The organism is Rhizocola hellebori (assembly GCF_016862955.1).
Taxonomy (GTDB): Bacteria; Actinomycetota; Actinomycetes; order Mycobacteriales; family Micromonosporaceae; genus Rhizocola; species Rhizocola hellebori.
Genome location: NZ_BONY01000002.1, coordinates 163,967 through 189,513 on the forward strand (window position 1 = coordinate 163,967; position 25,547 = coordinate 189,513).

General features: G+C 67.5%; 19 protein-coding genes. 7 read left to right on the forward strand and 12 right to left on the reverse strand.

Translation table 11 applies throughout. The annotated features are described in order from the left end of the window. Positions 1 to 2 precede the first annotated feature (2 nt). Positions 3 to 2,216: a caspase family protein gene (locus Rhe02_RS02625; protein WP_203906404.1), complete on the reverse strand. Its 2,214-nt coding sequence runs from the start codon at positions 2,214 to 2,216 to the stop codon at positions 3 to 5. Next, the gene (locus tag Rhe02_RS02630) at positions 2,217 to 2,579 is read right to left on the reverse strand and encodes a hypothetical protein (RefSeq protein ID WP_203906405.1); all 363 of its coding nucleotides are present in this window, start codon (positions 2,577 to 2,579) and stop codon (positions 2,217 to 2,219) included. A 232-nt stretch (positions 2,580 to 2,811) separates the two neighbouring features. Between Rhe02_RS02630 and Rhe02_RS02635 the strand changes: the two genes are divergently transcribed. Further along, on the forward strand, positions 2,812 to 3,453 hold the full coding sequence (locus tag Rhe02_RS02635; RefSeq protein WP_203906406.1) for an AMIN-like domain-containing (lipo)protein: 642 nt from the start codon (positions 2,812 to 2,814) through the stop codon (positions 3,451 to 3,453). Here the strand turns inward: Rhe02_RS02635 and Rhe02_RS02640 are convergent. Beyond that, positions 3,444 to 3,809, reverse strand: a complete 366-nt coding sequence (locus Rhe02_RS02640; RefSeq protein WP_239123240.1) for a nuclear transport factor 2 family protein — start codon at positions 3,807 to 3,809, stop codon at positions 3,444 to 3,446. The genes Rhe02_RS02635 and Rhe02_RS02640 overlap by 10 nt on opposite strands. Before the next feature lie 134 nt (positions 3,810 to 3,943). Here Rhe02_RS02640 and Rhe02_RS02645 point away from each other — a divergent pair, with 134 nt between their 5' ends. Together Rhe02_RS02645 and Rhe02_RS02650 are read left to right on the forward strand one after the other, a co-directional pair. Beyond that, positions 3,944 to 4,936 carry a cellulose binding domain-containing protein gene (locus Rhe02_RS02645; protein WP_203906407.1) on the forward strand — a complete coding sequence of 331 codons (993 nt, stop codon included), beginning with the start codon at positions 3,944 to 3,946 and terminating at the stop codon, positions 4,934 to 4,936. Positions 4,937 to 5,045: 109 nt separating this feature from the next. Further along, a complete protein-coding gene (locus Rhe02_RS02650) occupies positions 5,046 to 7,631 on the forward strand; it encodes an ATP-binding protein (protein WP_203906408.1) in 2,586 nt (861 codons plus the stop codon). Here the strand turns inward: Rhe02_RS02650 and Rhe02_RS02655 are convergent. Then, complete coding sequence (locus tag Rhe02_RS02655) at positions 7,612 to 7,986, reverse strand: cellulose binding domain-containing protein (protein ID WP_203906409.1); 375 nt, start codon at positions 7,984 to 7,986, stop codon at positions 7,612 to 7,614. The genes Rhe02_RS02650 and Rhe02_RS02655 overlap by 20 nt on opposite strands. Before the next feature lie 107 nt (positions 7,987 to 8,093). Here Rhe02_RS02655 and Rhe02_RS02660 point away from each other — a divergent pair, with 107 nt between their 5' ends. Continuing rightward, positions 8,094 to 9,146, forward strand: coding sequence for a glycoside hydrolase family 26 protein (locus tag Rhe02_RS02660; RefSeq protein ID WP_203906410.1), 1,053 nt, complete (start codon positions 8,094 to 8,096; stop codon positions 9,144 to 9,146). A gap of 30 nt (positions 9,147 to 9,176) precedes the next feature. Here Rhe02_RS02660 and Rhe02_RS02665 read toward each other — a convergent pair whose 3' ends face one another. Beyond that, positions 9,177 to 9,389: a hypothetical protein gene (locus Rhe02_RS02665; protein ID WP_203906411.1), complete on the reverse strand. Its 213-nt coding sequence runs from the start codon at positions 9,387 to 9,389 to the stop codon at positions 9,177 to 9,179. A 280-nt stretch (positions 9,390 to 9,669) separates the two neighbouring features. Between Rhe02_RS02665 and Rhe02_RS02670 the strand changes: the two genes are divergently transcribed. Beyond that, on the forward strand, positions 9,670 to 10,857 hold the full coding sequence (locus Rhe02_RS02670; protein ID WP_203906412.1) for an aminotransferase-like domain-containing protein: 1,188 nt from the start codon (positions 9,670 to 9,672) through the stop codon (positions 10,855 to 10,857). Positions 10,858 to 10,860: 3 nt separating this feature from the next. On the opposite strand, the gene Rhe02_RS02675 is transcribed toward Rhe02_RS02670, so the two are convergent. Together Rhe02_RS02675 and Rhe02_RS02680 are read right to left on the reverse strand one after the other, a co-directional pair. After that, positions 10,861 to 12,924, reverse strand: coding sequence for an FG-GAP-like repeat-containing protein (locus tag Rhe02_RS02675; RefSeq protein ID WP_203906413.1), 2,064 nt, complete (start codon positions 12,922 to 12,924; stop codon positions 10,861 to 10,863). A 190-nt stretch (positions 12,925 to 13,114) separates the two neighbouring features. Continuing rightward, positions 13,115 to 15,724 (reverse strand): ATP-binding protein, encoded by a 2,610-nt coding sequence (locus Rhe02_RS02680; protein WP_203906414.1) that lies wholly within the window; start codon positions 15,722 to 15,724, stop codon positions 13,115 to 13,117. A 41-nt stretch (positions 15,725 to 15,765) separates the two neighbouring features. On the opposite strand from Rhe02_RS02680, the gene Rhe02_RS02685 reads away from it, so the two are divergent. After that, complete coding sequence (locus Rhe02_RS02685) at positions 15,766 to 16,308, forward strand: P-loop nucleotide/nucleoside kinase family protein (RefSeq protein ID WP_203906415.1); 543 nt, start codon at positions 15,766 to 15,768, stop codon at positions 16,306 to 16,308. 87 nt (positions 16,309 to 16,395) lie between these two features. Next, a complete protein-coding gene (locus Rhe02_RS02690) occupies positions 16,396 to 17,196 on the forward strand; it encodes an SGNH/GDSL hydrolase family protein (RefSeq protein ID WP_203906416.1) in 801 nt (266 codons plus the stop codon). Positions 17,197 to 17,266: 70 nt separating this feature from the next. Here Rhe02_RS02690 and Rhe02_RS02695 read toward each other — a convergent pair whose 3' ends face one another. The 5 genes from Rhe02_RS02695 to Rhe02_RS02715 all read right to left on the reverse strand — a co-directional run bounded on the left by Rhe02_RS02695 (position 17,267) and on the right by Rhe02_RS02715 (position 25,335). Then, positions 17,267 to 19,528 carry a hypothetical protein gene (locus tag Rhe02_RS02695; RefSeq protein WP_203906417.1) on the reverse strand — a complete coding sequence of 754 codons (2,262 nt, stop codon included), beginning with the start codon at positions 19,526 to 19,528 and terminating at the stop codon, positions 17,267 to 17,269. Positions 19,529 to 19,783: 255 nt separating this feature from the next. Beyond that, positions 19,784 to 21,043 carry a ComEC/Rec2 family competence protein gene (locus Rhe02_RS02700; RefSeq protein WP_203906418.1) on the reverse strand — a complete coding sequence of 420 codons (1,260 nt, stop codon included), beginning with the start codon at positions 21,041 to 21,043 and terminating at the stop codon, positions 19,784 to 19,786. Continuing rightward, positions 21,036 to 22,880: a gluzincin family metallopeptidase gene (locus tag Rhe02_RS02705; RefSeq protein ID WP_203906419.1), complete on the reverse strand. Its 1,845-nt coding sequence runs from the start codon at positions 22,878 to 22,880 to the stop codon at positions 21,036 to 21,038. Before Rhe02_RS02705 ends, Rhe02_RS02700 begins: the two co-directional genes overlap by 8 nt. Before the next feature lie 28 nt (positions 22,881 to 22,908). Beyond that, positions 22,909 to 23,499, reverse strand: a complete 591-nt coding sequence (locus tag Rhe02_RS02710; RefSeq protein WP_203906420.1) for an NADPH-dependent FMN reductase — start codon at positions 23,497 to 23,499, stop codon at positions 22,909 to 22,911. Between the two features lie 201 nt (positions 23,500 to 23,700). Continuing rightward, positions 23,701 to 25,335, reverse strand: coding sequence for a polysaccharide lyase family 1 protein (locus Rhe02_RS02715; RefSeq protein ID WP_239123241.1), 1,635 nt, complete (start codon positions 25,333 to 25,335; stop codon positions 23,701 to 23,703). Between the last annotated feature and the right edge of the window lie 212 nt (positions 25,336 to 25,547).

Here is a 25,547-nt window from a genome sequence, read left to right on the forward strand (position 1 = left end):
CCTCAGGCCCTCTCGACAAGTGCTTTGATGTCGGCATACACCTGCGCCGCCATCGCGCGGTCGTCCTCGTCGGCCGAATCGGCGAGCAGCTCGATGAGTTCGTATCCAATCTGGAGGATCAGGTCGCTTTCGTTGGCGGCCTCCCGGCTCGTGTTCTTGCCGCGGTGCTGAAGGTACAGCCAGGCGGCGATGAGCCGCTCCTGCGCGTTGCGCCGGGCCGCCTCGGTGAAGGCGTGGCCGGCGGGAAAGATGAAGGGAGTGCTGGCCCTCGATTTGTTGGTGCGAAGCTCCATCGCCGAGGTGTGCAGCAGGTCGACGACGTCGATCGCGGTCGGCTCGTTGCGGGCGTCGGCGTACTGCCACGCGACCCGATGCACGCCGCCCACGGGCAGCCCGGTTCCGGCCCAGGTGCGGCTGAGCGGCTCGTGCAGCGAGCCCTTCATCGCCAGATGCCTGTCCACGATGTCGTAGTAGGCCTTACGTTTGCTCGGCTCGTAGGCGAGCACATTGAAGATCGACAGAAGGCCCCGGCGCTGTGCGGCCACCTCGCCCTCCTCGTCCGCGGCCGCTGTGTCGATGATGCACACCGGATCGAGCGGATTGGCGGCCAGGCGAAGGCCGAGCTCGAAGAGGACATTGGGCCGCCAGCCGGTCAGATCGCACAGGCAAAGATCGGTGAGCCTGATCGCTTCCAGCAGGTTGGCCGACACCACCCTGGGCGATCCCATGTCGAGCGTGCGCTCGATCCTCACGTTGTGGGCGTCGTCCCCGGCGGTCTCCTCGCCGGTCATCTTCTGCGTCACCGCCGCGGCCATGCGGCGTGGCAGCTCGCGCCAGTTCCGCTCGTCGTACTCGGAGCTGAACGAACACAGCACGAGCACCTTCTCGAAATAGGGAATCACCGTGCGGCTGACCACCGTCGGGGGCAGCTGCCGGATCCCGTCGAAGCCCGGCAGATCGGCGTAGCGATAGGGAGAGCGCAGAAACTCCTGGATTCCAGCCAGGGCGCGCTTGCCGAGCGCGTCCTCCGGGATCTGGCCCGCAGCGCAACTGACCACATTGATGTCGCGCAACAGAAAGGGCGGGGCGGTGGCGAGCTCACGCGGCGCCTCGCTGGTGAAGCAGATCGTCACGCCCCGGCGGATCACCGCCCGGATGCCCAGCAGCACCATCACGGCCGGTTCCAGCCCGGTGATGTCGAAGAAGGCGAGGTCGGCCTGGCACACCTGCGCCACGGCTTCCTGGAGCCCACGCGGGCTGTCGAACACCGTCGAGGCGGCGACGAGGACCGGATCCTTGCGCAACAGCCAGCCGGTCTCATGGGTGATCCGACCCCGATAGAGATCCTTGAATCCCACGATGGCGTCCGCGAACACCCCCTCCGGCACCCGCCGCCCATCGGCCTGCGACACCACCGCGCACCACATGCGCTCCGGGCCACGGGCGGGCGGCGGGCGATAGCCGTAGGCCGGGTTGGGAAACAAGCCGATTTCACTGACATCGCCCCGGCGCTGATACGGCGAGTGAAGCTCGGGACGCACCCTGTCGACCGAGCTCGCGGTCAGCTCGTCTTCCACCATGTCCCGGGCATCGCGCAGGCTCAGGTGCCGGCCCGACTCGGGCTCGCCCCTGGCCAAGACATCGATGAGCGCCTTGGTGAACGGCGTCGCCGGCTCGTCCGGCCCGGCCCTGGAGTAGTCGCCGCTGCTGGCCGACGCGAACACCGCCACGCCCGCGCTTCCCACCGGCTGCTGGAACGCCTCCGCCGCCGAGGCCGAGAAACAGGCATCGAGCACCAGGAAAAGCGGAAGCTCCCGGCCGCTCTCCCTGGTCGCCTCCACCAGATAGGCCAGCCGGAACGCCGAAGAGTCCCGGCTGTCGCTGTCCGCGACTGCGGTGAAGACGGCGAAGTCGCCGGTGGAGGCGAGGCGGTCGCCGTGGCCGACGTAATAGATCAGCACACCGGTGGGCGGCGCGGTCGGGGCAGGCCTGCGGAGGAACTCTTGTACCTGCTGAACAAGCGCGTTCGGGCTGTCGGCCGATCCGAAAAGGTCGAGGACATTCTCGGCGGGCACGCCCATCGCTTCTTCGACATATTTCTTGACCATGAGGTACGAGCGTTCGAACACGTCGTTGTCCAGGCTCGGCCAGGACGGCCAGGCCGCCGCGCCCAGCAGGATGACCCGCACGAACTCCGATTCCACGACGTGCGGCATCTAGCTGCCGCCAGCGCCTTTGGTCAGCTGCACGAGCTTCTCGGCCAGCTCACCGGCCTTGCGATTGGACAGGTTGGTGACTTCGACCTGATCGGCGCCACTACTGATGATCACCGATGAGCTGTTGCGGCGCGCGATCCACCGCTCCACACCGCGGGCCACCGCGACCAGAGCCGGGGTTCCCAGCAGAATCACCAGCGTGGCACCGAGATCCTGGGTGTCGGCGTTGGCGCGCACCTGCTCGATCTGCAGCGCGCCGTCCTCGTCGAGGAGGAACTCGCGCAGCTCCGAAGCCAACGCGCTCGCCTGGCTGAGCGGGACGCCATCGAGCTCAACATCTAGGCGGTGCAGGGCATCAGCCATCCCCGGAGTCCTCCGTTTACCAACCTAGTTGCTCCTACCGGTACCGACATTAACGTGGCAGCCGCAATGTCGAAAGAGGACAGACGCTTTCCACCTGAATGGCGCGGCCACCGCACTGTCACACGGGGCGGGTCGCCCGAACGGATGACCGATCGCCAGGCCAGCACCGGTGTGACACAACGGTTACATGACTGTGAAGGCGTGGTTAGACGGCCGGCCGACCGTGGCGGGCATGACCACACTCAAGAGCACGCTGGCCGCCTGCGCGGCGATCCTGTTGCTGGCCGGTTGCGGTGCGCCGGCCAGTAAGCCCCAAGCCGATCCCCAGCAGTCGGCGGCGCCCACCGCGCCTTCATCCGCAGCGCAGTCACCGGCTCCCGCCTCGGTGCTGCCGCTGCCCACGTCGGATGCGCCCCAAGGCCTGCTGCAGGCCGTTCAGGCCACCGCATTCGCCGACCACGATCAGCTCGTTTTTGCTTTTGGGGGTACCAAGGCCTCCGTGCGCCGGATCGAATTCGTCAGCGAGGTCCGCGAGGACCCCTCCGACCGTCCCGTGTCGCTGGCCGGAAACTCTTTCCTGGTAGTCGTTTTCGACGGCACCCTGGACACCGCCGGACGGGAACCCGATCCGGGCAAGGCGCGCAAGTACACCGGCCCCACCCGGATCACCCCGGGCCTGCCTGTGCTCAAGGAGGTCGCCGCGGCCGGCGACTTCGAGTTCGTGCTCAGCTTCGGGGTGGGGATGGGCCGGCCCGCCTGCGTCACCGCGAAAACTCAGACCGGTCCGGCCCGTCTGGTCCTGGATCTGTGGCACGACCGCGCCCACCAGCCCGCCGACGCCGCCTGCAGCGGGACGGTCAAGGTTCAGCGGTAGCCGTTTTCCTTCAGCTCGATGACCCAGGCCCGGCGTTCGGCGATCTTGCCGTCGCGCATCACGAACACCTCCGCCATGGACATCGCCATCACCTCGCCGCTGTCGCGGGTCGCCGAGCCGGTGAGTTCGGCCATGACGACATCGCCCTGCTCGACCATGCGGACGACCTCAAGCTGCGGCGGGCCGGTGAAGCCCTCGCCGTCGATGGCGTCGTTGTAGGCCTGTTTTCCGGTCAGGTGGAAGTGCCCGAAGACGGTCCACTCGATGTCATCGGTCAGGCAGGACAGGATCTGCTCATGATCGTTCTTGCGGAAGCCGTCCAGATAGGTCTGCACGGTCTGGATGTTTCTCGACATGGTTCCTCCGGCGGCTGTCCAACTCCGTCCAGCCGGGTCCAGGATCGCCCGGCCGAGGCCATAGTGGCCGCTCATCATTATCGCGGCGCTCCGCGCTACCTCGCCGCTGCCCTCGAATAGATTGACAGTGCCCGATGACAAAACTCGCCACTCCGCTCCGTGGTCTGGTCGTGGTCCTGGCCTCGACCGTGATCGTCCTGTCCGCCTCCTCTTCCTACGCCGCGACACCGCTGCCGGCGCCCAGCAACCTGCAGGCCATGCACGTCTCCGACACCAGCGCCGACTTCGTCTGGCTACACGACGGTGCCACCGCACAAGATGTGGTCGAGCGAAGGGTCAACGGGGTGTGGCGCGAATTCGGCCGTACCAACGCTGGATTCCTTGCTATGAGCGCGCTTTCGCCGGCCACCAGCTACACCTTTCGGGTGTACTCCATTCCGGTGTCGGGCCTTGGTTTCTCCACCAGCCCGCGCTCCGCGCCGCTGTCGTTCACCACGCTCAGCGGCCCGGACACGGTGCCCCCGGCCAAGCCCGCCTCGCCCACATTCAGCAGCATCACCACCACGTCCGTGAATGTGTTCTGGCCCGAAACAACCGATAACGTCCAGGTCACCGGCTACTACCTGCAGCGGCTCACGGCGGGTGTCTGGTCCACCTTGCGCACGGTCGGCCCCGGTGAGCGGTTCCAGACCGTCAACGGCCTGAGCGCCGGCACGTCCTACACCTTTGGTGTCATTGCCTTTGACGCCCGGGGCAACGCTTCACCTCGCTCCGACGCGGGCACCGTCACCACGTTGGCCAACACGGCGACGCTGACCTGCCGGGTCCACCTGATCGTCTACAACCCCGGCTTCACCGCGGACATCACGCTGATCAACAGCACCACCGCTCCGATCTCCGGCTGGACGATCCAATTCACCGCGCCCCTGACCACCAGCGTCGGATCGGCCTTCAACGGCACGATCACGCGCAACGGCGAGGCGTTCACCCTCACCCCGGCCTTCTACTACGCCACACTGCCGCCGGGACTTCAGGCCACCCTCGGCTTCTCCGGCACTTCCACCTCACCGGTGTTCGCCGGGCCGACCGGATTCACCGCCGCCGGGGTGCCCTGCACCGTCGGGTAACACCCGCCCATCGGTGTTGCCGATCCCCCGACAACATGCCAACCGGCAACACCGATGGGGACGACGACCAGCTCACCGATATGCTGCGGTCATCGACGGTTATGACCGCGTGAGCCGGGAGCCGGAGAGCCCAATTGCGGCTTTCCGGCTCGACGCCGTGAAGTCCATAACCGACCTCGCCCTGGCCCTTCGTGAACTACGTCGCCGCCACGCCCGCGTGAGCGGCACGGCCGAGCTGACCTATCGGGCGCTGGCCGCCCGAACCGGGTGGTCACACGGCATCATCGGCGAATACCTGGCCGGGCGGGTGCTGCCGCCCACCGACCGGTTCGATGTGCTGATCCGGCTGCTGGGCGCCAGCCCGGCTGAACAGGGCGCGCTGGCCACCGCACGTGACCGGGTCGAGGAAGTCCGCCGCGCCCCGGCGGGCTCGCCTGCCAACACGGTCGCGCTGCCCCGCCATCTTCCGGCCGAGGCGTTCGGCTTCACCGGCCGAGACCAGCAGCTCGCCGAGCTGGACGCGGTCCTGGAGCGCGGCTCGCACGATTCCGCAGTCGTCATCTGCGCCATATCGGGAATGGCCGGCGTCGGCAAGACCACGCTCGCGCTGCACTGGGCGCATCGTCTCACCGACCGCTTTCCCGACGGCCAGCTCTACCTGGATTTGCGCGGCTATGACCGCGAGCAGCCGGTGACGCCCAGCGATGCGCTGGCCCGGTTCATCCGCAGCCTGGGCCTTGCGCCGGGCGACGTTCCCGCCGACCTTGACGAGCGCGCGGCCTGTTACCGCACCCTGCTCGCGGGTCGGCGCATGCTGGTGTTGCTGGACAACGCCTCCGGCGTCGACCAGGTCCGGCCGCTGCTGCCCGGCACCGCCAGCTGCCTCGTGCTGATCACCAGCCGCAATAACCTGGCCGGGCTGGTGGCCCGGGAGGGCGCTCGTCGGGTCGACCTCGAGGTGCTGGACGACGCCGACGCGGTCGCCTTGCTGCGCGCGGTCATCGGCTGGCGCGTCGACGCCGAGCCCGAGGCCGCGCTCGGCCTGGTGCGGCTGTGCGCCGGGTTGCCGTTGGCGTTGCGGATCGCCGCGGAGACGGCAGTGGCCCGCCCGGCGATGACCCTGGCCCGGCTGGTCGGCGATCTGTGGGACGAAAAGGGCCGCCTCGACCAGCTCAGCGCCGCGGGCGACGCACGAACAGCGGTGCGGAGCGTGTTCTCCTGGTCGTACCAGAACCTGTCCGCCGAAGCGGCGCAGGCGTTCGGGTTGCTGGGCCTGCATCCCGGCCGCGACCTCGACCTGTTTGACCTGGCTGCGCTGGCCGGCACCGAGCCGGCCCACGCCCAGGCCGCGATCGACGAACTAGTTCAGGCTCATCTGCTCGACCCCGCCGGCAACGGCATGTTCACGATGCATGATTTGCTTCGGGTGTACGCCGCCGAATGCGCCCCGGATCGGCGCGCACCACTGACCCGGCTGCTCGACCACTACACACAATCGGCCACGGCCGCAGTCGACGCCCTGTTCCCCCACGACCGCGCCGGCCGCCCACCGGTCCCCCCGACCCACTCATCTCCCGTGCCGACGGCGAGGTTGCTGCCCGCCGAGGCGGTGTCCTGGTTGGACAGTCATCGGCCCAATCTGGTGGAACTGGCCCGATTCTCGGCCCGCAACGGCTGGCCGGCGCACACCGTCGCGCTGTCCGGGATCCTGTGGCGCCACTTCGAGGTCGGCGGGCACTACCAGGAGGCGCTGGCCGTGCACTCCAGCGCCGTCGACGCGGCACGCAGCGACCCACGCGGCGCGGCAGGACACGGCCTGGCCACCGTGCTGGCCAACCTTGGCAACGTCTACTGGTGGCTGGGCGACTACCGCGATGCGCTCACCCACTTCCAGGAGGCGCTGACCGGGCATCGCGAAAGCGGCGACACTGACGGTGAGGCTCGGGCGCTGGCCCGCATCGGCGTCGTCCACGAACGGCTCGGCGACTATGGGCAGGCTCAAACGCGACTGCAGCAGGCGCTCGACCTCTACCGCGCCGCGGAAAACCGGCACGGCGAAGGAGTGCAACTGGTCAACCTTGGCACCGTACACCGCAGGCTTGGCCGCTACGAGCAGGCGGCGCAGCACCACGAGCTGGCCGTGAAGTTCTTCGCGGAGCTCGGCGATCGGCGGCTGGAAGGTTACGCGGCGGGCAATCTGGGCGCCGATTACGGTCTGCTGGACCGCCACGACGAAGCCCTGGACCAACTCGAGCGGGCCCTTGACCAATGCCGCGACTCCAATGATCCCGGCGGGCAGGCCAGTGCGATGGCCGGCATCGGCGCGGTCCTGCTGCGGATGGGCCGGTTCCAGCAGGCGCTGGAGCAGCTGCTGCCGGCTCTGGCGATCAGCCGTGAGACCAGCGAACGCGCTCTGGAGACCGAAGTGCTCAACTGTCTGGGCGAGACGATGCGTGCCATGGGCGACCTCGCCCCGGCGCTGGATCACCATGAGGCGGCGCTGGCCTTGACTCAGCGCACCGGTGACCCTTTTGAACAGGCGCGCTCGCTGGACGGGATAGCCCAGACGCATCAGCTCGCGGGCGAGATGGACAGGGCGCGGGAACATTGGCGGCAGGCGCTTGCCATCTACGTCCGCCTCGCCGTACCCGAGGCGGACGCGGTGCGCGCCAACCTCAGCAGCGCTGGCCGTTGACGGTGATTTCGGTGGGTAGCTCGGCGATGGTTGCGGTGGCCGTCCAGCCGAACGTCACCGCACCTCCCGTCGGGATCTTTTGGGTCCACGGCGCAGGTGTCGCCAGCATTTCTCTCGGGTTGACCTGGATCAGCGCAGCCGACCACACCGCTGTGGCCTGGGCCGGAGTGAGGAAGGTCCAGCGCGCCCGCCAACCGTCGATCTCTGGGCCGCTGTTGGCGATCGCCAGATCGGCCGTGAAGCCGCCGGGCCACGACGAGAACGTGTAGCGGCAGGTCACCGCGGGCGACGCGGCGTGTGCCGGGGCAGCCGTGGTGGCAACCAGCGCCACGGCCGCGACCAGGGCAGTTGTCATTGTTCTCAACGAAGATGCCACGGGCACACTATCTGCCGATGCGTCGAGCCCTGTCAATGGGCACAGCAGGCAGCGATCATGGTCTGTCCAATGTAGAGTCCCACCCCGTGAACCTTCGGCAATGGAAGCCGGTCACGGCGGTGACGCTGGGAACGGTGCTGGTGCTGGCCGCCGCGACCGCGCTGTTCTTGGTGCTGACCAACGACACTGCGGCGCCGGGCGCGCAGCCGCAGGTCACCGCCACCGAGTCGGCCGAGGACGTCGCGGCCCTGCCGGTCGACATCTCGCCGTCGGCCTCCCCCGGCGCCTCCGCTTCGGCGACGCCTTCGCCCCGAGCCCCGGCACCGCCTGCCCCGGCGCCCGCGCCGGGCGGCACCCTGTGTGGGGCGTCGTTCGCCAACGAGGGTTCCACCTATCGGGACGCGCTTGCCCGTGAGGACGGGCTCTTCGGCGGCCTGGACATGGTTCGGGTCTTCTTCAGCGGCGCACCGCCCGCGTGGCCGGGCAGCCCGGCCGACATCCCCCGGCGCACGGTCAACGTGTCGTTCAAGTTCAACGCCGCCGACGTCATCGCGGGCAAACACGATGCGGCGATGCGCACCTGGTTCGCCGGCGTGCCACGCACCATCGACGTCTACTGGACCTACTACCACGAGCCGGAAGACAACATCCGCGACGGCGAGTTCACGGCGGCCCAATACCGCTCGGCGTGGCAGCGGTTGCGCGGCCTGGCCAACGAAGCGGGCAACGCCCGGCTGCGTTCCGCGCTGGTGCTTATGGAGTGGACCCTGCGCCCGGCTTCGGGACGCAACTGGCGTGACTACTATCCGGGCAACGCCACCATCGACGTGCTCAGCTGGGACGTCTACAACCTTGAGGCCGAAAAGGGCCGCTACACCGCCCCGGCCACCCTGTTCGGGCAGATCGTCACCATCGCCCGCGGCGAAGGCAGGCCCTGGGCGGTGTCGGAGTTCGGGTCACACCTGGCCACCGGCGACACCGGCGCCGCGAGAGCGGCCTGGCTGGCCGATTCCGCCCGGTACCTGACCGAGCAGAAGGCCGTCTTCGCCGCCTACTTCGACCTCGACTGGGAGACCGGCGACTACCGCCTGCGCGACGCCGCCGGCCTGGCCCAGTGGAAGGCCTTCTGTAGCCGGTGACCGGCTCCGCCCGTGCCTAGGGTGGGTTCATCAGCCCCCGCGGCGGCGATCTTCGGCCGAGATCGCCCCCGGCACCGGGGCCGGGCTGGGTTTCAGCGAGGTCGCCGGCAGCATGAACCAATGCCGGTGCACGCAAACGGTTCTCACGAAAGGCTCGCCGCCTTGCGTTGACGGGAGCACGAACCTGTTCAGGACCTCGGCCGGCGCGATGCAGGTGGGATCGGGGCACTCGGTAAATTCCATGGTGGGCCTCCTGGTAAGGGAACTCGCATCCCATTAGGCGGCCCTGGCCCGAAGCCGTCTGTGGCTTACTACGCATAGCGTTCGCACTGTCCCGAACCCGACGCCCGCAGTCCATTGTGGACTGTTGACGCCCACCCCGGAGTGGGATCTCACCTTAGCGTTCGCTAAGGTGAGGGTGGCTCCTCGATCAGGCAGCCCACTTTTCGCCCGGACGGGCAGCCCGAACGGCTGTGCCCCAGCTCCGCGGTCCTTGTCTGACGCTGCTCGGGGGTTCTCTCAGATGTCCGCACCTATGGTCTTCGCCCAACGTTTGCGCGGGGTGGCCAGTTCACCCGTCCGCGACCTGCTTGCCCTGATCAGCCGGCCCGAGGTCATCTCGTTCGCGGGTGGGCTGCCGGCGCCGGAGCTGTTCGACCTGGACGGCCTGCGGGCGGCCTTCGACCGGGTGCTCTCCGCCCCGGACGGACGCCGGCACCTGCAGTACGCCCCTACCGAGGGCAACGTCGATCTGCGGGAGCTGGTCGCCGGACGGATGACCGTGCGCGGTCTTCCCACGGCCGCCGAGGATCTGCTGATCACCACCGGATCGCAGCAGGCGCTCACCCTGATCGCCACCGCGCTGCTCGACCCCGGCGTCGTCGTCGCCGTCGAGGAGCCGACGTATCTGGCTGCGCTGCAATGCTTTCAGCTCGCCGGTGCGCGGATCGTCACGGTGCCCTCCGACGACGACGGCATCGACCCGGCAGCGCTGGAAGCCGTGCTGCGCACCGAATGGCCCCGGATGCTCTACCTGGTGCCGACCTTCGCCAATCCGACCGGCCGTACGCTCACCCCGGCCCGGCGCGCCGAGGTGGCCGATCTGGCCGCCGCCCACGGCACCTGGGTCGTCGAAGACGACCCGTACGGCGAGCTGCGTTACCGCGGCGAGCCGGTGCCCGCCCTGGCCGCACAGCCCGCCGCTGCGGATCGGGTGCTGCACCTTGGCAGCTTCTCCAAAATCGCCGCACCCGGGCTGCGGCTGGGCTGGGTGCGCTCGCCGGCTTCGCTACGGCCCGTGCTGACCGTCGCCAAACAGGCCGCCGACCTGCACACCTCCACCATCGACCAGGCCGCCGCGGCCGAATACCTGGCCACCACCGACTTGGACGCGCACGTGAGCGGCCTGCGCGATGCCTACCGCGCCCGCCGCGACGCGATGATCGCGGCCATGCCGCACACCGCGCCGCCTGGCAGCCGCTGGACAGACCCGGACGGCGGCATGTTCACCTGGCTGCGGCTGCCGGCCGGCTCCGACAGCGCCGCCCTGCTGCCGAAAGCGTTGCAGCGCAACGTGGCCTTCGTGCCGGGTGCCCCCTTCTACGCCACCCAGCCGGACCCAGCCACGCTGCGCCTGTCCTTCACCACCCACACCGCCGAGGAGATCACCGAGGGCATGCGCCGCCTGGCCGAAGCGTTCGCCGCGGCCTGACGGCTAGCTGTTACTTGCTCCGGCAATCAGGTCCACGCCCTGCCAGCTGGTGCCGATCAGCTCGCTGGTGCCGGTGATCCAGCCACCGGACCCATTGCCGCGAATGAGGTACATGTTCTTGTTGCTGGTACGGCGATACACCAGGTCCGCCTTGCCGTCGCCGGAGAAGTCGTCCGGGGTGAGGACCATGTCCATGTCGTAGAAGAGCGTGCCGATCTGCTCACTGGCGCCGGTGATCCAGCCACCGGCACCGTTGCCGCGGATCATGTAGAGGTTCTGGTTGCTGGTCCGGCGATATAGCACGTCCGGCTTGCCGTCACCGGAGAAGTCCGACGACGCGATGATCATATCCATGTCGTACCAGCCGGTGCCGATCTGCTCGCTGGCGCCGGTGATCCAGCCACCGGTTCCGTTGCCCCGCACCATGTACAGGTTCTTGTCGCTGATCCGCCGGTACAGCACGTCCGGCTTACCGTCGCCGGAGAAGTCGCCCGCGGAGGTAAGCATCTCGACGTCCTGCCAGCCCGAACCGATCTGCTGCTGCTGGTTGGTCCAGCCCCCACTGCCATTGCCCGTGATCATGTACAAACCCATGTTGCTGGGCTTGCGGAAGACCAGATCGTTGAGGCCGTCGCCGGAGAAGTCACCGGGCGCGATGAGCAGCTGGGTGTCCTGCCAGCCATTGCCGATCTGAGTGTTCACATATCCCAGCCCCCCGTTGCCATTTCCCTTGTTCAGGTACAGGTTTTGGGTGCTGGCCAGACGGAAGGTGAGATCGCCCAGCCCGTCGCCGCTCAGGTCGGTCCGGTTGGATGGGCACAGGTTCTTGCAGATGCTCGCGCCGTAGAAGTCGAGCGTGTCGATCACATCGGCGTAGTAGATGCGCGACGAGCACTCCCGGGGCAACACCTGGCCTGCGCAGGCGACCGCGTAGTCCCTATCTCCGCCCTGAAAGATGCCCTTGGCGATGACGGTGCCGTTGTCCGGATTGGGCAGCTCGAACACCGGCCCACCGCTGTCCCCCTCGCCGCCGCCGGTGAGACCGTTCACCTGGTCCGCCCGCACCAGCGGAAAATAAGGTCCATTGGAGGCAAGGATCTGCGTCACTCGCAGTCCGCACAGCACGCCGGAAACCGCCCCGGAGGTGCACAGCCAGTTGCCTTCAACGCTCGGCGTAGCCCCACTGACGATCTTGTACTGGGTGCTCAGGTAGGGACCGTCCCACATCCCGCCTTTGCTCCCGCCGTTGGCGTGTATCAGCCCTACATCGCGCGCGACAGATCGCTGTTCGAGGGTGCCGACGTACATGGTGGGGTTCGCGGTCCCGAAGGCGATCTCCTTGACTACCTGTTCGCCATCGTTGAGGGCACAGTGGGCCGCGGAGAGCAGCTTCTCCCGGCCACCCTGTTTGACGGCGAAACCCGTGGTGCACTTGGCTGTCCTCCCCCCGGCCGACCACTTGGCCTTGTCGTCCTGCCGGCTGAACGGGAGGTGAGAGGCAGCCCGATCCGGTCCAAACGAGACCGCGACGCCAAGCTTGCGCACGGTGTCCTGAGCCGCGACCGTGCTGGCCGCGCCCTTGCGCCGGGTGACCGACACCCCGCTCGCATCGGACTGTGGCGCGGCCTCAACGATTTCGGGGTGCTTGCTGAGCGCAAGCACCGCAGCGGCCAGCTCCTGCCTGGTGTACTTGGCGGGCAGGAGCTTCACCGGCACCCGTTGCCGGACCGTCTCGACGGCCGCCAGCACTTGGGACGGGACCTCTCCCTTCCAGTAGATCACCAGCTGCCTGGACTCGGGTGCGGCGATGGCGTTGCCGAACCCGGAGAACGGGGCGGACTGCCCCGCGGCGACGATTTCGGCCAGGCCCTGATTCATCACGCCTTGGTAGGTGAACAGGTCACCCCAGCTGGCGAATCCGCCCGGCACCCGGTCGCGGATGGACTGTTCCTTACCGGAGGGCACGGCTGCCACGGCGGGTGCCGCGAATCCGTGTGATGCGACCAGAAGCGTGGAAATCGCCACAGCTCCTATGAATAGTTTGCGGGCATTCCTGTTGCGTGACATAGCCCGCACCATACGTTTCCGCAACGGCCGCCGCTGCCCCCCGGACGGGGCGATGCTTCCATCCACATTGGATGGTGCGAACGCTAGCCACCATGTGCAGCCCCCTTGATCGCGTGAGAACCTGCGATCGAGCCTGCGCCCGCGCGGCGAACGGCACAGACTTTCCGGACGATCCCGGATGTGCGGGCAACTAGGCGAGCTCGACGAGACGGCGGTCGATGCGGGCCAGCTGGACACCGATCTGGTCGATCTCGGGTTGGCTGCCCAGCTCGGTGTGCAGGGCCAAGGCCCGCCGGTAGTGGTCTCGCGCGGGAATGAGGGCGCCCAGGGTGTGGTGGCTGCGACCCAGGCCGGTGTGGGCGCGTGCCTGCTGGTCACGGTCGCCGATGTCGGCGCTGATCGCGTAGGCCTCGGCGTGGTGGCGAACCGCCTCGACGGCAGAGCCCGCGGCGTGGGCCGCCTCGCCCAGACCGTTGAGCGCGCACGCCTCCCCCTGCGGGTCGTTCATCTCCCGCACGATGGCCAGTGCCTGCCGGTAGTGCTCGGTGGCCTCAGCGGGCCGGCCGAGGCCGACGTGGAAGAGCCCAAGGCTGTCAAGCGTTGCCGCTTCACCGTTCTGGTCCCCCAGTTGCCGGTAAAGGGTCAGCGCCTGCCGGAGGTGGTCGGCGGCCGGCTGGTTGCGGCCGAGCTTGCTCTCGGCGTGGCCGAGCACGTTGAGCGCGGCGGCCTCGCCGATGCGGTCGCCGACCTGCCTGCACAGGGCGAGCGCCTGCTCGAGCAGCTCGACGGCTTCCAGGTGCTGACCCAGCCGCACCTTGATGACGCAGATGTTGGCCAGCGTGGAGGCTTGCGCGACCAGGTCGCCGATCTGCTGGTTGAGGGGCAGGGCGAGTCCGTAATAGTCAAGCGCCGGCAGGTAACGCCCGAGCCGTTCGCTGAGCACGCCCAGGTTGGCCAGCGCGCGGGCCTGGCCGGCCGGGTGATCAGCCCGCCGGAACAGGGGCAGCGCCTGCTCGAAATGCCTGGCCGACAGCTCATAACGGCCGGTCCACATGAAGACGACGCCAAGATTGGTCAGCGCCTGTGCATGGGTGGCCGGGTCGCCGAGCTGCGCGGCGGCGTGCACCGCGTGGCTGTGTACGGCGTGGGCGTCGGTATGGTACCCACCGTTGAGGTAGCGGAAGAGACATTCGGCCAGCCGCGTGGTGTGGGTGGGCCAGCCCTGCGCGGCGGTGTACGCGGCGACGGCGACCAGGCTGGCGCGTTCCACGTCCAGCCACCGGCGGGCGGATTCGGGGTCGGCCACGACCGGAGCCGGATCTGCCGCCACTGCAACAGAAGGCCGGCGGTGCGCCTCGGCCGGATACATGCCGTCCATCGCGGCCGCGGTGGTGGCCAGGTAGTAGTCGAACAGCCGAGTCAGCGCGGCTCGGCGCTCAGAAAGGGAGTCTTCGTCGGCCCCTCGCGTGACGGCATAGCTGCGGACCAGGTCGTGCAACAGGTACCGGCCAGGTGTGCTTCTTTGCAGCAGATGGTTGCGGCACAACGCTTGCAGCCCGGCTTGGGCGGATCGAAGGTCCACACCCGACAGTGCGGCGGCCGCGTAGGCGTCCAGGTCCTGACCCGGGTGCGAGGCCGCCAGCCGGAGCAGCCGTTGCTGAGTGGCCCCAAGGTGTTGGTAGGAAAGGTCGAGGGCCAGCTCGACGGCGGAGTCAAGACGCCGGGCGGCATGGCGCTCGTCGAGCCGATCCGCGTGGTCGGTCAGGGTCCAGCCGGTGGTGGTGCGGATGTGCGCCGCCACCAGCCCCAGCGCCAGCGGCAGGCCACCGCAGCGGTGGGCTATCCGGGCCGGCGCGGTGGGGTCGGTGCCGATGCCGACCTCGGGCGCGGCCGCCTTCAGGAACTCCAGCGCCTCATCGGGGGTGAACACGTCCACCGCCACGTGGGTGGCGCGGGGCAGACCCGTAAGACTGCGGCGGCTGGTGACCAGCACCGGGCAGCCCGCCGTCTCGGGCAGCAGCGGCCGCACCTGGTCGGAGTCGGCGGCATTGTCCAGCACTATCAGGGTCCGGCTGCCCGCGAGCGTCTCCCGGTACAAGGTCTCTCGGGCCTTCAGCGCGTGGGGGATCTGCTGGCCGGGCACGCCCAGCAGGCGCAGGAAACCGTCGAGGACGGCGGCCGGATCGGCCGGCGGCTGAGCCGGGTCGGGATGGAATCCGCGTAGGTTGACAAACAGCACCCGATCGCAGTGATGCTCCTGGGTGATCAGATGTCCGGCGTGGATGGCCAGTTGGGTCTTGCCCACCCCCGCCATCCCCTCGATTGCCGAGATGACAACGGTGCCACCGTCGGAGAAGCCGTGCCGCAGCGCACGCCTTAGCCTGTCCAGCTCGGCGTGGCGGCCGGTGAACTCGGCCAGCCCCCGCGGAAGGCAGTCCTGGACCCGAACCTGTGCCGCCGCAGCGACTTCCCCGCCGATCACCCGCAGCGCCTGCTGCCACTGCGTCACGTAGCCCGTCTCCGGATGCAGCGCCTGCACGACCGCGAGCACCAGCTCGGTGTTGACCCGCCGCCGGCCGGCTTTGAAACAGTCCGCGACCGTGGTCCGCCGGGCCAGCTCACCCTCCGGCCGGCCCGCCTTTCGCCAGGCGTCGTTGATCCGGTCTTTTATCATCTCGTACGAAGGGTCGCCGGCCCAGGTCTTCAACAACCTCAACACCTCGACCAGCTCGTCGAGCGTGCTCGCGGGGCCCGGATCCGGCACCGCCACGAAAGCGCGGCCCGATCGCCATACTGCCATAGCTCAATCACCTAACCACACGATATCGCGCAGGAGGCCGCATGTATCAAGCCTTGCTGCTGATCGGCGTCGGCGGAGTTGGAAAGTCAACAGTGGCTGACGCGATCGGCCGTGTCCTGACCGCCGCGGGCACCGCCGTCGCGGTGGTCGACACCGACGCGCTGGCTCAATTCGGGCCGCCACCGACCAACGCCGGGGTTCCGGTGACCGGCTTTTACGACGGTCTCAAATGCATCAACCTGGCCGCGCTGTGGGCCAACTACAAGGCCATCGGCGCCCGTCACATCGTGGTCTCGGCGGGCATCGACACCGCGGCTTGGCGATCGCGGTTTGCGGCCAGCCTGGCCGGATGCACCGTCCAAGTGGTCCGGCTGGTAGCCGCGCCCGACACCGTTCGCGCACGCCTGCGCGGCCGCGATGGCGGATTGAAACTCGAACGGCACCTGACCGCGCTGACCGAGCACGAAGCCATCCTCGATGCCGCCCGCATCGAAGACTTCGCCGTAGTCAATGAACGCCCGCCCGATGTTGTGGCCACAGAGATAGTCACCCGCGCCGGCTGGATCGGCTCACTGAGCGCCTGATGGGACCGACCTAGTCGAGCATTTACGACAGTGAATTTATGGCGGACACTGTCCATTGTCGACATTCACCCCCGTCATGGAGGACACATGCGTCCTTACCTGGCCAGGCTGTCCGTGGCCTTCGTCGCCACTTGTGGCCTCGTCCTCGGCCTGTCCGGCCCAGCCAACGCGGCAGCCGCCGTCAACTACGTCGCACTCGGAGATTCTTACTCCTCCGGTGTGGGCGCGGGCAACTACATCGCCTCGAGCGGCTCCTGCAAGCGAAGCCCCAATGCCTATCCGGCGCTGTGGGCTTCGGCCAATGCCCCTACTACCTTCACCTCGGTCGCCTGCTCCGGCGCGACCACGGCCACGGTGATCAATTCGCAGCTGTCCGCGCTCTCGGCGACCACCACGTTGGTCAGCATCAGTGTGGGCGGCAACGACGCCGGCTTCTCCAACGTCATGAGCACCTGTGCGCTTCAGGGCGAACAGGCCTGCCTCAGCGCGGTCCAAGCCGGGATCACCTTCGCGCAGAACAGCCTGCCGGGCCTGCTCAACAACACGTATTCGGCCATCCGCGCCCGCGCCCCCTCCGCGCGCGTGGTGGTTCTCAGCTACCCGGTCTTCTACCAGCTCGGGACGTTCTGCATCGGCCTGAGTGAGACTTCCAGATCGAGAATCAACGATGGTATCAACATCGTGGACAACGTCATTCGCGACGCGGCGGGCCGCTATGGCTTCGTGTTCGCCGACGTTCGATCGATCTTCGTCGGGCATCAGTTGTGCAGCGGTGGGACCAAGTGGCTGCACGCCGTGAACTTCCTCGACATCAGCGTCTCCTACCACCCCACCGCAGCCGGACAGTCGGGCGGTTTTCTGCCCACCTTCCGCAACGCGGCAGGCTGAGCCCCAGCCAATCCCCGAATAGTGCGGATCGCGGCAAGAGTGTGCCGCGATCCGCATTGTTTGTGTCGCGTCAGGCGGCGGGCAAGACCTCGTACACGTCGCAGAAACCACTGCTGAAGCGAAGACGCGCGAACTCGCCCAGGTTTGCTGCCGGTTCGCTGATGCTGCGGTCGACGAACAGCCACCGCACGCCGTACTGGTCGCGCAGCCGGCCCAGGGTCTGTGCCGAGGGGGTGATGAACGCCGCATCGTTGACGGCGAGCAGGTCCGGATTCCAGTAGGGGACATAGAAGTGAGAGCTGCCGGACTCTTGCGCGGCCTTCAGTGTCTTGGCCTGGTATCCCCAGCCTTCGATGAGCACCCGCCGCTCGCTGAACGCGGTGGCCGTGAACCTCACGTTGGCGCAGTCTTCTTTGAAAAGACAGTGAGCGTTGGTAGCCACCACGTCCGACGGTGCCGAGTGGTCCCGGATCCACCGGCCCGCTTCGCGAGATCCCTGGCTGACGTGACTTGGCAGATTCGGCTGCCATTGCGTTTCCATGGCCACCTTGACCGGCCTGACCACGCGGTCGTGCAGCGCCGTTTCCAAGCCCATGCCCATACCCATGGCCAGCAGGAGAACCGGTGCGGCGGCGCGGGTGCGCGCGGATCGGAACAGGAAAACGGCCGCGGTGATGACCAGGAGGACAAGCACGAGGTACGGCCAAGCCAGCGCGATCATGACCGATCGGCGGCTGCCCGGCACGTCCATGACCCTAGGCATCACCGAGCTGCCCAACCCGCGCAGGACGAGCACCGCGAACAATCCGGTCGCGGCCGCGATCGAGGCCGGAACCACGAGCCGCCGGCCCAGGCCGGATCTGGTGACCATGGCGGCGAGTCCGACCACGGCGGCGATGCTCAGATATGGCCGCATGCCTTGGAAGAAAGCGTCCTGCGACAGGCCTGGGTGGCTGAACAGCAGCGCGGCTGCTGTCCCGGCCACGCCAATGCCGACGAACATCAGCACCTCTGGTCTCCTGGCCGCGTCGCGTCGAAGACCGATCAGCCCACCCCAGATACCGGCCCAGCACAGCACAGAGATCCCGAGCATCATCACCACGGCCGACGACAGGGGACTCGCTCCCGGGAGCACGCGCGTCGGCGCGGCAAACCCGGTCACGTACAACAGCTGCAGCGGCGGCCAGTAGACCAGGCCGGAAGCTGACCCGCCGAGGAGGACGAGCATCGAAAAGGCCGCGCTCGCCAACGCGATCCCAGTGGCGATCAGCGCCACCCGAGAGACCTTGCGGCGCAGCAGGCCAACCGCGAGCACGCAGCCAAGCCCGGCCAGAAGCAGCGGAATGAAGGTGGCCTTGGCGCCCGAGACCGCCACGAGCAGCACAGTGAGCGCCAGCCACGCCGCGGCGCCGCGGATCTGCGCCCCCAGCAGCTCCACCAGCAGCAGAACGACCGCCGCGAACAGCGCCGCGGCCAGGGTGATCGGGGGACCGAGCCACAACGTGGTGCGCAGCAGTGAGGCGTCCAGGACGCTGTCGAAGCCGATGTCCGAAAGCTGGTTGCTCACCAGCCATTTGAAGGGGTGCGGAGCGAGCACGAAGAAGGTCACGAGCAGCGCCACCGGCCCGGTCCACCAGGCTCGCGTGAGCCTGCGGGTGATGGCGGGAACGAGCAGGGCGAGAACGGCGAAGTAGGGCAGCAGCGAGAGCCGGCGCAGGAGGAGGAACGGTTCGATCCCGGTGATCCAGCTCGCCGCCGCCATGTCGGCGAAGACGAACCAGTGATACTTCAGCGGGCCCTCGGGCGCGTAGGACACCATCGGCGGCATGTGGTGTTTGAGTTCTCCGACAATGGCCAGGTACCAGGCCGAGTCGGTATCGGTGAAGGTGTATCCGACGCTGTCGACGGCGGACTCGCGGAAGAACGACGCCGTGATGTAGACCATGAACAGGCCCAGCAGAAAGCAAATCGCCCACGAGTGCCACATCGGTGCGCGCCCAGCAGAACCGGTGGCGCGCCAATACCGGCGCAGCCCTGGCGCGATCCCAAATGACAGCATCGTCACCAGCGGCCACACGAGCACGAGCAGCGGGACTCCGACGGCGCGAGCCGGGATGTAGGTGAGCACTTCGAGCGCGATGCCCAGCGCCGTGCCCGCGGCCGCCTCCTCACCGAACGCGTGCACGCGCCTGGTGATCGACCGCCAGATCAGCGTGCCGGGAATCGTGACACAAAAGGCAAGGTAAACGACAAACTTCGCAAGGTCCGCGTAGGGAACGCCAAAGTAGTTAAGCGTCACGAGCACGAGGCTCAGCAGCAGCGCAGCAGGCACCCAGCCGGTCCGCCACCAGGGTGGCCTTCCCGCTGAGCTGGGAATCGCGATGCCTGCCGTTCCTCGATCAAGAACAGGAGGAAGCAGTGTCGTGACCAATTCAGGATCCTTTGCCGGGCTTTGCGAGGGATGAGCCGACAGACTGTAGCGCGCCAAGGATCTAGCAAACGTTGCTGCTCAGGTGGCAAAGATCACCATAGTGCGTTGATTATTATTGGTGACTACGTCTGCGATGTCAATTCGGCAGGAAACGGTTCAGCACGGGACTTCGAAGTCCACCCCGATCGTGGACCGGACCGCCACGCCGTTTCCGCTGCGGCCAGGCTTGTCGCTGCGCACCATACGGTCGGAGCGCTTCTTCAACTCGGTCAGGAGCTCTTTGCGTGGGATTTCCGGCCAGAACCCGACTGGATGCACCGAAGTGGCGGTGCCCCATACGTTTTCGTCCTGTGGCAGCACTTCCTCGACGAACTCGACCGGAGTGGCGTTGTGGCTGCCGTGGTGGCCTACCTTGTAGAAGGTGGTGCGTGCCAACAGCTCCCGTGCGTCCGGATCGGACATTGCCGCGTTCCAGGTGCCCCATTGCGCGTCGCCCGGGAAGAGCAGGAACGCTTCCCCGAATTCAAACATAAGCATCAGACTGGTACCGTTGACCGCCTTGTCCAGCGACACCGCCGTGGCAAGGTCGTCATCGCGCATCATCGATACCGCGGCCGCCTTGATCTCCTCTGAAACCCCGCCCTCGTAAACGGATTCATAGTCGGCGGGCGAGAGGGTGAAGCTGCGCGCGAAGGGCCTGTCCGGCGCGGAGCCGGCAGCCGGGCCGCTCCCGTTGCCGAAGCGCAGATACGACTGTCCCGCCGGCGGATCCATGTCGCGGATCACTTCCGGATCGCGTGACGGCCCGAGCACGTGAACGGTCAGGTTCTCGCAGCCCTGCGCGACGATGCTCTTCGTGTTGGTGGTGCTGAGGAAGCGCCGCACCGGGTTGCCGCGGAAGCCGCTGTGCAGGGTCTTCATCGCGGCCTCGTTGCTGAGCGAGTTGGCCGCGAGCGCGCGCAGCGCTTCTATCCGGGTTTTGCCTTCCCGGACCCCACTCCAGCGCTGGTTGAAACCGGGCTGCTGGAAGGCGAGTTGCAGGCCGTGGGCGAGGCGGCTTTGGCGATTGCGAATCACCGCGGCCTGTTTGTCTTTCGGGTCCTCGGTCCACGGCAACCAGACCTCGCCGACGGTGACATCGCGCCACGCCTCGGCCTCGAATCCGCTGACGTGGTCCTGGTGGCGATGGGTGGCGATGACCACGTCCAGGGTCGGATCGCTCCCCTCCTCGGTGATGTCCTCGATGATCTGCGCGACCGCGACTTCGGGTTTCCAGCCTTCGCTCGGATAGCCGGCCTTGTGCGCCCCACAGTCGACCAGGACCCGAAAGGGCGTGTTCTGCTCGCGTGGCAGCTCGAGGAGGAAACAGTCGCCGAAGCCGACGTTGTACATCCTCACCCGCACATGCTCACGCATCGGAACTCCTACGCGAGGGGCGCGCCAGATGCGCTGCGGTGATCTTCGCGCGCCGCGACATTCTTGTGGCGTAATAGTTTTCGTCGCTCCACGGCTGCAGCGCGTCGCGTTCGTCAAGCTCGCCCGCGTAACGCTGGAACTCTTCCACGCGCTGGGCGGCCACAGCCCGATGGGTCTCGTAGGTCAGGTGGGGTCCGGGCAACGGCCGGGCGGCAACGTAACGCACGCTGCCGTCCGCGGCGAAGACGACCGTGGTGCCCGCGCGCAGGACCACACCGCCGATCTCCAGCCGCCGCGGGTCGCCCTCGGGCGGGGTCTGCACCCATTGCGCCACCAGCTCGACCAGCAGCTGGCCGTTCTCGTCGAGGTGGAAGCTCGGGTGGAAACCTTGCAGCGACAGGTTATCGGGCAGGGTGGGATCGAGCTGCAACGCGGCGGCGTTGGCCATCGCGAAATCGTGCAGCTGCAGGTACCCAGATGAAGGACGGCGTTTCCGCTCGCCCCCTTCCACCACGTCGAATTGGCTGGCCAGCACCTCGGTGACGACATCGGCGGGAATGCTCGCGTTTTCCAGCTCCCGGGGCCGTTCCAGCCGCAGCGCCTCCTCGGCGAGCGACGACACCGCCGGGGCGTAGATGCCCCGCACCCGGAAGGCATCGATGAACGACACCCGCCGCTCGAACTCGTCGCGCGGATTGAGCTCGAAGTCGGCGGTGACGATGGCGCGCAGGTAGTCGCCGAACGTCACGTCCACCGGTGGCAGGTATTCGAACGCGCGCAAGCACATCGTGAGCACGTCCTGCGCGGCGTTGGCGGCCTCCCGGGTGGCCAGCGTGACCAGATCAGCCTGCAGCTCGCCCTCGGGCAGGATCCCGGAGCCGCCGGTGACCGCTAGGACCAGTCCGGCGGTGCGATTGCGGTAGATGCGGAAGAAGGCGTCGAAGACCGAAGCGACCAGAATCGATCCGCGATCGTGCGGCTCAAGCACCTCGGTGTACAGCCGCGGGTCGGGCGTGGCCTGGTCGAGCCCGGTGGCCGAGCGCAGCGCCTTGCCCGAGCCGGTGGCATAGCCGAATTGGCGCGCCAGCTCCAGCAGCCGCCCCGGCTTGGACAGGTCGGCGCGGGTGGCCCGGATCTGGTCGTGCAGCACTTCCGGAAAGCTGAAATGCTGGAAGATCGCGACGATGTCGGCGATCGCCTCGTGGAAGGCAAGCACATCGCGGTTGGTCGGCGCGTTGAAGTGCCTGCGGAGCCGATCGATGATGGCGTGCGTGGTTTCGTGCGCCACGATGTCGTGCGACAGGCAGGTGAACACGGTCTGCCCGGGCAGGTTGGGGCCGGGGTCGTCCAGGTCTGCGGTGAAGTAGCCGAAAAGCAAACTAACCGTTTCCGGGTCGTAGAAGGCGTTCTCGCCCTCGAACGCGTGCGGCAGCACGGTGAGCTTCTGCTGACGCCGGAAGGAGAAGGGCCGCCCCAGCGCCCGCTCGAAATTCTCGATCACCTTCATCACCACCGCGTAGACCATCTGCTGATGGAAACGCGGGTCAGAATCGGAGGGATCGAGGCCGCGCTGGATCAGCACATCGGGGTCGTCGAGGTTGATCGGCGGGTAGTAGACGTCATCGGTGGCGTTGTAGTCGACCACCTGCACCAGCCGGCCCTCCGGGCCGGGCTTGACGTCCTCGTTGACGACATCGACGACGGCGAGGTTCCCGGCTGCGCGCCGCAGGCTCGGATCGAAAGCGAATATCTTCAACGGGCGCCGCGCGGGTGGCTGTATCCCCGGGACGAAGCCCTCCAGGGACTCGCGCCCGTACACGGCCTGCTTCTGTTCCACCGGCCCCTCCCCTTCCCTCGCCAAGCTGTCAGCGCGTGCTGGCCGGCTCTGGGTGGCGCGGCAGCACGGTGAGGACCCGCTCGATGTGGTCGCGGAACTCGGCCATGAAGGTGGTCAGGAAGGTCTTGGTGGCCTGGCTGGTGACTTCACCGTTGCCAGGGAACAGCTCTGGCGTGTATTTGAGGTAGGCCTCGGGTGCGGTCATCTGCCGCGCGTTGCAGAAGCTGAGCACGGCGCGCAGGCTCTGCTGGGCCACCGCGGTGCCGATCTCGCCCACCGAGGCGCCGATGACGGCTGCCGGAATGTGGTCGAAGGCGTTTTGACCCCACGGCCGGGAGGCCCAGTCGATGGCGTTCTTCAAGGCCCCCGGAATGGAGCGGTTGTATTCGGGCGTGATGAACAGGACCGCTTGCGAGCGCCGGATGGCTTCCTTGAGCGCCACCGCCTCCGGCGGGTAGTTAGCGTCGTGGTCGGGGCTGTAGAGCGCCAAATTGCCGATTGGGATCTCGGTGAACTCCAGATCGGCAGGCGCGACCTTGAGCAAGACCTTGGACAGCTCTCGATTAATGGACTTCGATGACAGGCTGCCGACAAAGTAGCCGACCTTGTACGTCGTCATCACTCTCCCCCTCACGGCGGTCGTCGCCTCCCAGTGTCGCTCACAGCAGGCCCGCGGCGTGCCGAAACGGAGGTTGTCAGCCGGCCCGCACCGTGCTGAACGGGTCCGGTGGGCCGGCTGGACGGGCAGCAGCCCGCAAAGGCCGGCGCCCGGTTTCTGCCGAGCGCCGGCCTGACTTCAATCAGTTGCGGATAGCGCGGTTCAGAGCTTGCCCGCGCCGGAGCCCGCCATCACCGACGACTTGACGGTGGCGACGTTTTCCGCCGTGTAGCCGTATGGCAGGGCCGCCACGGATCCGTTGACCTCACATGGCCCGGAGTTGGTCAGCGAGTTGTTGCGCGCCACCAGCCTTCCGGGGTCGGAGTCGGCGTAGCCGCTGGCCGACCAGCACGCCTGCTGCACGTTTTCGAAGACGTTGCCTTCGACGAGCACTCCGGCGTTCATCGTGGAGGCGATGGCGTAGGAGTCGGCGTTGTTCATGATGTTGGTGTAGTAGTTGTTGAACACGTGGATCGTCTCGCCGAAGCGCACCCGCGGGCTGCGCTCGAAGGTCCGCTCGAACCAGTTGTGGTGGTAGGTGACCCGCAGGTGACCGACGTCCTCACCGGCGTTTCCGTCGGAATGGCCGACCAGCGAGTTCTTCCAGTGATCGCGGATGATGTTCCACGAAACCGTGATGTAGTCACCGGCGTGGGTGATGTCGATCATTCCGTCGTAGACATCCGGGTTGCTCTCGATGGTGCTGGACATCGTGTTGTGGTCGATCCAGATGTGGGTGGCGTTTTCGATCTGGATCGCGTCGGTACCCAGTACCCCACGGATGTTCATGTTCTGGATGATCACGTTGGCCGGGGACATGTCCTCGATGTTGAGGGTGGTTCCGGAGATGCCTGAGCCGCTGCCGACTCCCCGGATCGTCTTGTTGGCCGAGATTTCGACGGTGCCCGAACCGCTGAGCATGCCGTTGACCAGAATGGTTCTGGTGCCGGCGGCCTGCGCCTGAGTCCGGAAGTCGGCGAAGTTGGTCACGGTGACCGTAGCCCCGCCTGCGCCACCGGTGGTGCCACCGGCTTGCGTGGCCCAGCCGACGATCCCGCCGGGCGGCGGCGGGCTGGTCGGCGGCGAGGGCGACACCGAAGGCGAGGGTGATGCCGAGGGTGACGCCGACGGCGATGGTGGGGTCGGCGGCGACGTGGTCGGACTCGGGCCGGCCGCATCGGTCACCAGAACATCGTCGAAGGTGCTCGCGGTGTAGTTGGCGAGCAGCCCCACCCGCCCGGTGGTGAAGGAACTGTCCGAAGTGGACACCACCTGGGCGCCGTTGACCGAGCCGACCAGTGAACTGCCGGTCGCGCTCAGGGACAGGTTGTAGAACGTGCCGGTCGCCGTCGAGAACGACGCCGAGGCCAGCGTGGTGGTCGCGCCCTTGCGGATCTGCACCGAATTCGGCGTGAGCACCAGCGCGTAGAAGTTCGACGTGCTCTGCACCCGGGCCGCGATGCCGACCCCGCGCGAGGCGTTGCTGCTGAAGGCGTTGGCCCGTGCCCTGGCCGACACCGTCACAGTGGTCCAGGACGCTGTACCGGCCTGTGCCTTGGCGCTGGCGCTGCTGCCCGACTGCGAATAGGCACCGGACGATACCGCCCAGGTGCCACCCGAGGTGCTCCAGCCGTTGGCGTTGCCGTCGTTGAAGTCATCCGAGAACAGCGTGGCCGCGTTCGCGGCCGCGCCAATGGTGACGACCAGCGCGGTGACAGCCGCGCTGACGCCCGCGGCCAGGGCGAGGCGGGGCCGCCTTCCCAGCCGGCGGATGGGGACGTGTTGCGCTTCCTGCACTGTAGGACCTCCCTGCGTTGGAATGCGCTTTCCCACCAACGTAAGAAGATAACAATAAACCCGTCAATGGGTACGATTTGCAGCTTTGTTGCATCGACTCCGCCCAAACACCAGCAGCCGACACATCGGTCGGCCCTGATATCGTCGCTATTGTCGGTTGTGGAGCGCTGCCCGGACTCCTCCAATTCGCAAGATTGACCCGATTCTATGGC